The 10,789-nt window shown below is 62.1% G+C and carries 7 protein-coding genes and 2 tRNA genes; 1 reads left to right on the top strand and 8 read right to left on the bottom strand.

Annotation, left to right across the window (positions count from 1 at the left end):
* Positions 1–209: 209 nt before the first annotated feature.
* From AIOL_RS02775 to AIOL_RS02765, 3 genes are all read right to left on the bottom strand, one after another.
* A tRNA-Asn gene (locus AIOL_RS02775) sits at positions 210–284 on the bottom strand.
* 285 nt (positions 285–569) lie between these two features.
* Positions 570–644: transfer RNA gene (locus AIOL_RS02770), tRNA-Lys, on the bottom strand.
* A 532-nt stretch (positions 645–1,176) separates the two neighbouring features.
* Complete coding sequence (locus AIOL_RS02765) at positions 1,177–2,748, bottom strand: vWA domain-containing protein (protein WP_235438849.1); 1,572 nt, start codon at positions 2,746–2,748, stop codon at positions 1,177–1,179.
* Positions 2,749–2,906: 158 nt separating this feature from the next.
* On the opposite strand from AIOL_RS02765, the gene rtcR reads away from it, so the two are divergent.
* Positions 2,907–4,469, top strand: a complete 1,563-nt coding sequence (rtcR, locus tag AIOL_RS02760; RefSeq protein WP_049641938.1) for an RNA repair transcriptional activator RtcR — start codon at positions 2,907–2,909, stop codon at positions 4,467–4,469.
* Between the two features lie 172 nt (positions 4,470–4,641).
* Here rtcR and AIOL_RS02755 read toward each other — a convergent pair whose 3' ends face one another.
* From AIOL_RS02755 to AIOL_RS02735, 5 genes are read right to left on the bottom strand one after another with little or no spacing between them, the layout of a single operon-like run.
* Positions 4,642–6,294 (bottom strand): amidase, encoded by a 1,653-nt coding sequence (locus tag AIOL_RS02755; protein ID WP_049641480.1) that lies wholly within the window; start codon positions 6,292–6,294, stop codon positions 4,642–4,644.
* A gap of 23 nt (positions 6,295–6,317) precedes the next feature.
* Positions 6,318–7,040: a FadR/GntR family transcriptional regulator gene (locus tag AIOL_RS02750; RefSeq protein WP_160314393.1), complete on the bottom strand. Its 723-nt coding sequence runs from the start codon at positions 7,038–7,040 to the stop codon at positions 6,318–6,320.
* A gap of 58 nt (positions 7,041–7,098) precedes the next feature.
* Entirely contained in the window at positions 7,099–7,986 is an 888-nt protein-coding gene (locus tag AIOL_RS02745) for an ABC transporter permease (RefSeq protein WP_049641478.1), read from the bottom strand.
* Positions 7,986–8,933 carry an ABC transporter permease gene (locus tag AIOL_RS02740; RefSeq protein WP_049641477.1) on the bottom strand — a complete coding sequence of 316 codons (948 nt, stop codon included), beginning with the start codon at positions 8,931–8,933 and terminating at the stop codon, positions 7,986–7,988. The genes AIOL_RS02745 and AIOL_RS02740 overlap by 1 nt, the downstream gene beginning before the upstream one ends.
* Positions 8,934–8,976: 43 nt before the next feature.
* Positions 8,977–10,752 carry an ABC transporter substrate-binding protein gene (locus tag AIOL_RS02735; protein WP_049641476.1) on the bottom strand — a complete coding sequence of 592 codons (1,776 nt, stop codon included), beginning with the start codon at positions 10,750–10,752 and terminating at the stop codon, positions 8,977–8,979.
* Positions 10,753–10,789: the final 37 nt, after the last annotated feature.

Genomic DNA, 10,789 nt, shown 5'->3' with positions numbered 1-10,789 from the left:
AAACGTTTTCAACTGCTCTATCCAACTGAGCTACATCGCGGGATACGATGGCGGGACTTGAACCCGCGACCAGATGATTAATGTAGTTCCACCGGCATTCGCCGTGATGACTTGAGTCCGGGGGACAAGGGATCGTGAGAGGCCTTTCGGCAGTCGTCTCAAGCGATGTACTCCCACGGGCATTCCCCCGGACGTTTTCCTTTCTTTTCTGGCTCGGCTGGTTGGCATCGAACCAACGACATCCTGATTAACAGTCAGGCGCTCTACCGCTGAGCTACAGCCGAAAATTTGGCCCCCGGCGACAAGGGGGAAGAAACAACCCGGGACCCGCCCCGCATCCGAATAGGCGGATGCGTTTGCCGTCTGGGCGCCTGCGAGGAGGGGAATTGAACCCGCTCGGTTACCCCGGAAGGGTGCTGCAATGTAGTTCCTTCGGCATTCGCCGGGGAGTTCCTTTCTTTTCCTCTCAGGAGGACAAAATGGTGCGAGACGTCTTGTCCTTGCGAACGGGCCTGAGTCGAACAGGCAAACCAGTGTAGTCCCGCAGGCATTCCTCCTGCATGTGTTTCTGGTGTGCCCGGTGGGGGTCGAACCCACGGCGCACCGCTTAAAAGGCGGTTGCTCTACCACTGAGCTACGGGCGCGAACCCCGACGACAAGTTGGCCGTTTTTGCGAGCAAAGAACGACCTTGGTGAAACGAACCCGCTCTACCTGACTGAGCTACACCGCGGATGCGATGGCGGGATTCGAACCCGCGACATGGAGATTTTGATCTGTAGTTCCACCGGCATTCGCCGAGGTGTTTTCTTTGTTTGACTTAGCGACAAGGCTGTTGGTGAAGAGCTCTGCCAGAGCACCGGGATTTACTCCGGTTCAGGGAATCGAACCCCTATCCGTGTGGTTGGACGATGTATTTTCACCGGCATTCGCCAAGATGTTTCGCGTTTAAGGCGGACATGGCGGTATAAGGTCCCGCCCCTGCCAGAGAGCGCCCGCAAGAGTGACGGAGTCGAACCGCCAAGTTCCTCTGATCGTGCCCCCGCCATGTCTGCATTAAACGCGGATGTCGTTCCTTTCTGTTTCGTTTCGGGTGGGTCAGGCGGACAAGTCTGATTGTGAGACGACGACATCATGGAAAAATGTAGTCCCACAGGCATTCCGCCTGACCCTTTGTTTTATACTTCGATCTGTCCGATCTCGCCGACCCAGTGGTCCGGGCCGGTCTGACCGTTGGCGAACGCCGCGATCTGGTCAAAGACCGCATCCGAGAACCCGCCGACATTCAACACGTCTTGCCGTGTCTGGGCCTGCGTGGTCCCGTAGGGCGCGATGTCGATGCAGACCAGCTTGGCCTTTGGGTTGCGACGCTTGATCGCCTCCCATTCCTTCAACATCGCCGTTCCCTGACCACCAGAACGGGCATCCGCCCAAGACTGGTTGTCAGACACGAACACGACCAGATCCGGGCTGCGCCCGCGATCGTTCAGCCACCGCAGCGGCGCGGAACAGTTTGTCCCGCCACCGGCCAAAGCGGCCAGGCGCTCGGCATTCGTCAGGATCGTGTCGCGCGGCTCCAACCGCACATCACGCACCCGCGTATCGAACGGCAGAACCTGGCATCCACGGTTCACGCGCTGGAACGCCGCCGCCACAAGCGCGGCCACATCCACGTGACGCACGGCCGAGGTCGCCCCCGGGCGGTACCCGGTCACAGCGTAGGTCATCGACCCGGACACGTCCGGGCACACAACGACCTGACCCGCCACTTTCGGCACGTTCTGCACCGCGATTTCCATCGCGTCATGCAGGGCGTCCACGATCGGGCGCGGCATCTCGCTGTTCACGTTCTGCGCCGCAACCATAAGCTGGTACGGAAACGCACGCGCCTTGGCGATGGCCTCCGGGTTGCGCAGCAACGCCGCCACGTGATCCACGTTCTTGGTCACGCCGAAAACGCCGTGACGTCGGAACGTGTTCAGGTTCTGGCGCACCATCTGCCAGGAGCCCTTGCGCGCGATCCGTGCCCAATGGGCGGTGGACAGCTCCAGCTGCGTCAGCATCTGGAACGGCACGTCGGGCACCGGGCCTTTGCCGGTTTCCTTGAACGCCATCCAGTCTCGCACTGCCTGCGGCAGCCGCGCCAGATCGCACGGCCGCCCGACAATCCAGGCAAACAGCGCCTCGCGCTCGGCCGAGGCCGGCTTTGGGTGCACCATCTTGATCACATCCGCCAACGACGGGTCGTTCCCGATATTGGCGTTCAGCAGCGCTCGGTCAGACGCGGTGTTCAGCCAGTTCTGCACCATTGCCTTGGGCGCGGAGCCCAGTGACTTACGACCGGTTTGGCCGGAACGGATAACCTGCACAAAGTTGCGCAGCATTTTGCCGTTGTCGACGACGCGGGCGAAAACCGCTCGGAACAGAACCGGATCACGCCGCGCCAGAACAGCCAGCAACACGGCGGGCATGTCCTTCATGTACCCCGAACGGCGGGCATAGATGGCCGCCTGCGCCAGGTAGCGCGGGTCAACGGCTTCGGCCACGTCCAGAACATATTCCAGCTCGTCCTGCGGCGACTGATAGAACATGCCCCCGAAAGTGCCGGTAACAGCGACCTGCGCCAGGGCATGGGCATCGGAATAAGCGTAGGCCGGTGCCGCGTGGGCGTTCCTTGCGGTCGCCTTCGGCAGCAACCGGCCTTTGATCGATGCAAACACGGATTTGTTCGCCATTTCTTCGTTCCTCATTTGTTGTGGGGGAGTTTTGGCATGTCGGCCGCCCCATCCGAAAGAAATTCGGAATCCGGCGCAAATAGCTGATTTTGAAGTAATAAACCGTGAATTGAGTTTCCCGGGGCGCTCATTTACTATCCGTGCGTATCGGCTTTTATAGCATTGGATATGGCATGAAGAACGTGGTCATTGGTTTTCTCGGAACCCAGTTGGATATGGGCAAGAAAAGGCGCTGGAAACCAACCGTAAGCCTCGTCACCCATGACCACTTCAAGGTGGATCGGCTCGAGATCCTTTTCGACATGCGGTTCAACCGTCTTGCCAACCGCGTTCAGCGCGAGATCGAGCACGCATCGCCGGACACAGAGGTGCTGCTTCAGCGGCTTGACCTGAAGGACCCTTGGGATTTTCAGGAGGTCTATGGCAAGCTCTTTGACTTCGCGCGGTCCTATGGGTTCGACGATGATCGCGAGCGCTATCACGTGCACCTGACCACCGGCACGCATGTCGCCCAGATCTGCTGGTTCCTGCTGACCGAAAGCCGCCACGTGCCCGCCCGTCTGATCCAGACCGGCCCGCCCGGCCCGGACGAGGAAACCGCGAAATTCGATGTCATCGACCTGGACCTGAGCCGATACAACGCCCTGCAACAACGGTTCGACCAATTGTCGCGGGAATATAGCGATCAATTGAAAGGCGGCATCGAGACGCGGCACCCGGGATACAACACCCTGATCGATCGGGTAGAGCTTGTCGCCAGCAACTCCGACGAACCCATCCTATTGCTTGGCGAGACCGGCACCGGAAAGACAGAGCTGGCCGAGCGCATTCACATCCTCAAGCTCGATCGGCGCCGCGTCAAAGGCCGCCTTGTCCACGTGAACTGCGCGACTTTGAACGGGCCCGATGCCATGGCAACGCTATTTGGTCAGCGCCGCTCCTATCTGGGGGCCGCGGGGACTGAGCGAAGCGGTTTGTTGCGAGAGGCCGATGGCGGTGTCTTGTTTTTGGATGATGTGGACGAGCTGAATGCCAACATGCAGTCGGTTCTTCTGCATGCCATTGAGACCGGGCGCTTCTACCCGCTGGGCTCTGACCACGAGATCTCAAGCCGGTTCCACCTGATCGCCGGCGCCAACCGCGATCTGCGCAGTTTGACCGCCTCGGGACAGTTCCGCCCGGATCTGCTGGCCCGGTTGAACACATGGAGCTTTACGCTGCCCGCGCTGCGCAACCGCCCCCAGGACATAGAGGCGAATTTGCGGCACGAACTGGATCGCTGCGAGCGGGATCTGGGCAGCAAGGTGGGCTTCAACTCCGATGCCCGCGCGCAGTATCTAGAATTTGCCAAGGACCCGGCCACCGCCTGGCCGGGGAACTTCCGCGACTTCTCGGGCTCGATCCGCAGGCTGTGCACACTTGCGCCGCGTGGGCGGATCACGCGGGCGATGGTCGCAACCGAAATCGAAACACTCCTAGCGGATTGGAAATCGGCGCAGTCCAATGATGATTTCAAGCTGGTTGCAGATGTGATGGGGGATGCGGTGTCTGACGTTGACCCGTTCGACTTTGTGCAATTGGCCGAGGTGATCCGGACCTGCCGAAACTCCTCCAGCCTGAGCGCCGCCGGGCGCGCCTTGTTTGCCGTGTCCCGAGGCAAGCGCAAGACCCAGAACGATGCAGATCGGCTGCGAAAATACCTTGCAAAGTTCGATTTGGAATGGGGCGCGATGTAACCAAAGGCTGGACGCACATGCCTACTCATGCCCAACTGTTCCACGCTGCACCGGGAACGGGTAGCCCGGCGTTGCGGCGTCGGGAGACGGCCCTAAACAGGCAGTGAGATCCTTTAGCGCTCGGTTTTGCGCCCCCTGGCCCTCGGAACCGCGACCCCAAGGGCCGCAAGGGTCATTCCGCCAACGACGGGCGTTCTGACGCAACGCCGAGCTTGGCTTCAAGCGCACGCCCCAGGCAAAGGATGGTGCCCTCGTCAAACAGGCGGCCCCACAGGGAAATGCCCTGCGGGACGCGGAATTTCTCCCCGGCCTCATCTTTCGGCGCCGCGGTCAGTCTGCCGGTCGCAAGCGAACCCGACCCGCGCGTGCTCAGCATCTCGAAACCAGCGCGCAGGTGCAGGCAGGGATGCCCGGTGAAATTTGATGCCACAAGCATCGGCCCGGTCGAGAACGGCCCAATAAGCGCATCCACCTCCTGGAACAGCCCGTCCAACGCCTGCATAACCAGGTATCGCAGCCGGTCGAGCTGGACGTGATCAACCGCCGACAGGAACCGCGCCTTTCGGAAGATGTTGGGCCACGCGCCATCATCCTGGCGTGTCAGCGCATCGTCGAGATCGCTGAGGGTCAGGTGCTCGAACGCGGCGGCGGCCTCGGAATAGAGCACATTCAACAGCGCGCCATAGGGCAGGTCCGGCAGGTGCACCTCGACCACTTCGATGCCAAGCTCTTTCGCCGCGGCCAGAGCGGCGTGATCAACCGCCGTCGCGCCCTCGCCAAAAGCGTCGGGGAGGTAGCCGAGTTTCAACCCGCTGATGTCTCTGCCGGCGTCATAGGCAAAGGGGGCGGCAATTGAGCAAAGGTCGTTGATGTCCGGCCCATTCAGCGCGTCGAGCACAAGCGCCGTGTCCTCCACGCCGCGGCAGATCGGTCCGACCTTGTCGAGCGACCAGCACAGCGCCATGCCGCCCGAACGACCCACCCGGCCGAATGTCGGGCGCAGGCCCGTCGTCCCGCAACGCTGGCTGGGCGAGGTGATGGAGCCAAGCGTCTCGGTGCCAATAGAGAACGCGCAAAGCCCCGCCGCCGTGGCCGACGCCGACCCGGCGCTCGACCCAGAGGATCCCTCGTTCAGGTTGAACGGGTTGCGCGTGACGCCACCGTACCAGACGTCGCCATAGGCCAGCGCGCCAAGGGTCGTTTTTCCAAGCAACACCGCGCCGGCCTCGCGCAGCAAGGTCACGATATGTGCATTTGTCTCGGGCAGGCGATGCTGGTAGGGCTCGGCGCCCCAGCCGGTCGCGATGCCCTTGGTGTCGAACAGGTCCTTCACTCCGTAGGGAATGCCGTGCAGCGGGCCCAGATGACGGCCTTGCGCCGTGAGCGCATCCATCGCGTCCGCCTCGGATAGGGCCAGATCAGTCGTAACACAGGCAAAGCAGTGCAGATGCGGGTTCAGCTTGGCGATGCGATCGAGATAGATCTGGGTCAGGCGCCGGCTGCTCAGCGCACCTGACGCGATCCATCCAGAGAGCTGCGGCAGGCTGGCAAAGGCAATATCGGCGTCCGAGCCGGGCAAAGCGGCGTCCTCTGCCGCAACCCTGACCCCGCTTTGCGTTGGCATTGCGAACCCTGGAAGCCGCGGATCAAAGCGAGACGCCATCGGCACATTGTGGGCCAGCTCGACCTGCCGCCGCGCCCTGGCCAAATCGATCTGCCCTTCGAGGTTGCCCACCATCTGAGCGCGTTCCCGGGCTGTGTAGCTCAAACCGGCAAGGCGCTCTGCGGCTTCGATGTCTGCTTCTGTGATAGGTGTGTCAGACATGCAAACCCCCTTTAATTTTCTGCTTATGCTGGGCTGTGGTCAGGGGCATCGGGCGGCGGGCTGCTTATGATGCCCATAGCCTCGGACAACGCCGTGATGCGCGTCATGAGATGCGCGCGCATTGCGGCACGCGCGCCGACCGCATCGCCGGTTTCTATGGCGGATACGATGGCGATATGCTCTTCATGCGATTCCTGCAAAGACTGGTCTGACCGCGCCCGCGTCCGCGCGTCCTGCCAGTCCGCGGTCGAGCGGGTGTCGTCCAGCAAGGCAAGCGCCGTTTGCAGCGGCCGGTTGCCGGCGCATTGCGCGATCATGCGGTGCAAGGCTGAGTCCCAAAGCTCGGTCATCTCGTCATCCTCCACCTCGTAGACGTGGCGCGCGAGCGTCCACATTCGTGAAACTTCATCCGGGGTCGCGCGGGTCGCGCAGAGCGCGGCGATCTCCGGCTCGATGCACAGCCGCGCCTCCATCACCTCGACGGGGCCAGCGGTGCCGTTGATTTCGGCCGCCAAGGCGCTCACCGGCTCGGCGGGCTGGCCGGCAAAAGTGCCCTTGCCTTGCCGCCTCCAGATCAGGCCCTCGGCTTCTAGCGCGCCAAGAACGCGGCGGATAAGGCGCCGGGATGCGCCGGTGGTCTCGCTCAATTCCCGTTCCGTGGGCAGGCGCCCGTCCGGTCCTAGCCCTCCTTTGTTTAGGAGCTCGAGCAGGTGGTTGCGGACGTCAAAAACAGTCGGTTGGGTCACGGTACACTCAACATTGGGTAAGAGGACGGGTGCCACAGCTCACCGTCGCGATCGATATTCATACGTCGGTCTCGCGCACATCCAGGGCGTCCCTCAGTGCGTCGCCGATGAAGTTTATGGACAATACAACCAGCATAATTGCAAGCCCCGGGAACACGCCCAGCCACCAGGCCCGGCTGATGAAGCTGCGGCCATCCGACAGGATCAGGCCCCATGTCGGCGTGACCGGGTTCACCCCGAGCCCAAGGAAGGACAGCGATGCCTCGGCAAGGATCGCATAGGACACCGACACGGTGGCCTGTACGATGACCGGCGCCATGGCATTCGGCAGGATGTGCCGCAGCATGATCCGCAGGTCCGAGTACCCCTGGACACGCGCGGCGTCGATGAACTGCTCTTCCTTGAGCGTCAGCACCATGGACCGCGCGATGCGGGCGAAATCATCCAGAAAGGCCAGCGCGATGGCCACGATCACGTTCAAAAGCCCGGTGCCGAAGACCGCCACCAGATAGACCGCGATGATGAAGTTCGGAAAGGCCCACTGCAGGTCGATATACCGCATGATGATCATGTCGATCCAGCCGCCGTAATACCCCGCGAGCACCCCAAGTAACACGCCGAGCACCAGGGCCAGGCCAACGGTCGCGACGCCAACGAAAAGCGATATCTGAGTGCCCCACAGGATGCGCGAAAACAGGTCCCGCCCCAGATCGTCAGTGCCCAATACGTTCTCGCCCGAGGGTCCGCTCATCATGTTGAGCGTCATCTCATTGGGATCATAGGGCGACAGGAACGGGGCCAGGATTGCGCCCAGCGTGAACAGCCCCAGCACGATCAGGCCGAATTGCGCCTTTCGGTCACGGGCAAAGACAGCGCGGAAGCGGTTCTTGCGCTTCGGCGCGTCGGCCACCGTGGCGTTGGCGGGATTAACGGTCAGATCGCTCATTAGGAATACCGAATGCGGGGGTCGATCGCCGCATAGAGCAGGTCAACCACCAGGTTGGAGAGGACGAAAAAGGCCGACACCAGCAGGACGGCGCCCTGCACGACCGGGTAATCGCGGTTCTGGATGCCCTGGATCAGCACCCGGCCCAGCCCCTTGATCGAGAACACGTTCTCGACCACGACGGCGCCGGAGATCAGCAGAGCAAAGGCGATGCCGATCACCGTGACCACCGGGATCAGCGCGTTGGGAAGCGCGTGGCGTATCAGCATGGCGTGCTGCGTCAGCCCTTTGGCCGCAGCGGTGCGCATGTAGTCGGCCTGTAACACTTCAAGCATGGAGGACCGGATCATTCGGGCGATAATCGCTGAAAAGCCGGTGCCGATGGCGATGGACGGCAGGATGAGGTGGCTCAGCCACGGCCAGAGCCCCTCGGCCAGCGGCGTATAGCCGATCGCCGGCAGCCATTGCAGGTTGGCCGCGAAGATAATGATGAGAATGATGGCGAGCCAGAAATCCGGCATCGACAAGCCTAGGAAGGCAAAAAGCGACACGCCCACATCGGCGGCCGAGTTCTTGCGCGTGGCCGAGATGATCCCGGCGGGCACTGCGATTACAATGGCGATGACGAAGGACAGAAACGCCAGCGACAGCGTCTTCGGCAGCGCGGTCATCAGGATATTGGCCACCGGCTGGTTGGAGCCATAGATTGACGCGCCGAAATCCCCTTGCAAGACGCCGGTGAACCACTTCCAGAACTGCACCAAAAGCGGTTGGTCCAGGCCCAGCCTGCGGATCAACGCCTCGCGCGCCTCGGGGCTGCCGCTATCGGCCAGCATGGCCGCGATGGGGTCGCCCGGCACCAGCCGGATCATGAAGAAAACCAGCGTGGAGACGGCGAGCATAACAAGCGCGGCGCCAACAAGCCTTCGTGTCACATATGCGAGCATGGGGTATTGGGCGGGCCTGATGCGGCCCGCCCCCTTTCAAGGATTACGAGGACAGGGTCACGCGGTCGAAATCATGCAGGCCGGGGATGCGGCTCTCCGGCGGCACGGTGACCTTTGTGGAATGCACGAGGATGTCCACGGGGTGGAACAGGAACCCGCAAGCCACCTTGTCGGAAGTGATCTTGTTGGCCTTCTGCACCAGAGCCTTCCTTGCCGCCGGGTCCGCCGTCACGGACTGAAGATCGGCGGCGGCATCCGATTCTGCCTCCGAGTAGTACCCAAAGGGCATTTCTTCTTTGTTTCGGGTCGGGCCGTTGAACTTGGACGCGGTCTGCATCCAGTCCACAAGGCCGTCATCGGGGTCATAGTCACCCCCCGAACCGCCGAGACGCAGGTCGAACTCCATCTTCTGCATTTCCTCGATGCCGACCGAGAACTCCTTTGGATCGACCTGCACCGTGATGCCCAGCACCTGCTTGTAGATGTTGGCGATCACAAGGCCCTGGCGGCGCGTGTTCGGAGTGGTTTGCAGCTTGAGCGTGGGGAAGCCTTCGCCGCCCGGATAGCCCGCTTCCGCAAGAAGCTGTGCCGCGCCTTCCGGGTCGTATGCCTGCTCGGATGTCTCCGCCAGGGCCTCGTCATAGTAAAAGCCCATCGCGGCGTTGATCGAGCCATAGGCCGGAACGCCATTGCCAAACAGCGCTTGCTGAATGAACAGGTCGCGGTTCAGCGCCTTGGCCAGCGCCAGCCGCACTTTGAAACCGCTCTCGGTCTTCAACTCGTCCAGAGGCTTGTCGAAGTCGGTGACCTTCATCGGTTCCCGCCATGGGTTCATCCAGATCGCCTGAAAGCCCGGTCCCGGCTTGATGTCGACGGCCAGATCGCCATTGGACTTGAAGCGGTCGACAAGTTCGGCCGGTACCGGGTTGCCTCCGATATAGTCGATATCGCCGGCCTCAATAGCGGCCGCCAGCGGCTCGGTGCCGTCGACGGGGGTGATGATCACGCGATCCAGCGCGGGGCGCTCGGGGTCCCAGTAGTTCTCGTTCTTTTCGAGAACGACACGGCCGCCCAATTCGTGCTCGGTGATCTTGAAGGGGCCGGTACCGACGGGGGCCAAGCCGTATTTCGCCAGACCCATCTCCGCCAGGGCGCCGCGAGACACGATGGTCATGGCACGGCCCGAGGCGCGCTCCAGCGCCTTGGTCAGGAACGAAGCCTGCGGAGCCTTGAGCGTGAATTTCACCTCGTAGTCGTTCAGCTTTTCAAGGCTGGCCACGTTGCCGATCACGCGGCTGTGGCGCGACTTCTCGGGGTCGGAGGAGCGATTGAACGTGAACAGAACGTCCTCTGCGTCGAACGCATCGCCATTGTGGAAGGTCACGCCTTCGCGCAGCTTGATCGTGTACACCAGACCATCTTCGGAAACCTCCCACGCCTCGGCGAGATCGCCCTCGGCCACCAGATCGTTGTTGATGTGCATCAGGCCGGACAGCACGTTGGACGTGATCTGGAACTGTAGCACCTGGGCGATCTGGGCCGGGTCCAGCGTGGTGATTTCGGCAACGCCCGCCCATGCGCAGCGCAGCTCTCCGCCGGCATGGCCGGCGGCCATTGCCGCCGTCGGGCGCAGGCCAGGTATCACTTGTGACAGGCCCAGTGCGCCGCCCGCCGCAAGCAGGCGCATTGTGGCCCGGCGTGACATTTTCGGGCCGCTCATCTCGGCGCGGTTCAGGCCAAAGAGGGGATCGCGCGGGTCAAAATCATACGCGTCCTTCAGCTCTGCCTGCGCTTTCTTGATCAGGTCATCTTTTTCCATGTCGTTTCTCCCTTTCTTGGATTGTCGGTCGTCGGAG

The sequence above is a fragment of the Candidatus Rhodobacter oscarellae genome (assembly GCF_001078595.1).
Taxonomy (GTDB): Bacteria; Pseudomonadota; Alphaproteobacteria; order Rhodobacterales; family Rhodobacteraceae; genus Rhodobacter_B; species Rhodobacter_B oscarellae.
This window is presented reverse-complemented; position numbering and strand designations above follow the sequence as displayed.

Excerpts from the sequence above, each read along its gene's own strand:
- AIOL_RS02765 (WP_235438849.1), bottom strand. The coding sequence starts at position 2,748 with ATGAGGAACGAAGAAATGGCGAACAAATCCGTGTTTGCATCGATCAAA.
- rtcR (WP_049641938.1), top strand. The coding sequence starts at position 2,907 with ATGAAGAACGTGGTCATTGGTTTTCTCGGAACCCAGTTGGATATGGGC.
- AIOL_RS02755 (WP_049641480.1), bottom strand. The coding sequence starts at position 6,294 with ATGTCTGACACACCTATCACAGAAGCAGACATCGAAGCCGCAGAGCGC.
- AIOL_RS02745 (WP_049641478.1), bottom strand. The coding sequence starts at position 7,986 with ATGAGCGATCTGACCGTTAATCCCGCCAACGCCACGGTGGCCGACGCG.
- AIOL_RS02740 (WP_049641477.1), bottom strand. The coding sequence starts at position 8,933 with ATGCTCGCATATGTGACACGAAGGCTTGTTGGCGCCGCGCTTGTTATG.
- AIOL_RS02735 (WP_049641476.1), bottom strand. The coding sequence starts at position 10,752 with ATGGAAAAAGATGACCTGATCAAGAAAGCGCAGGCAGAGCTGAAGGAC.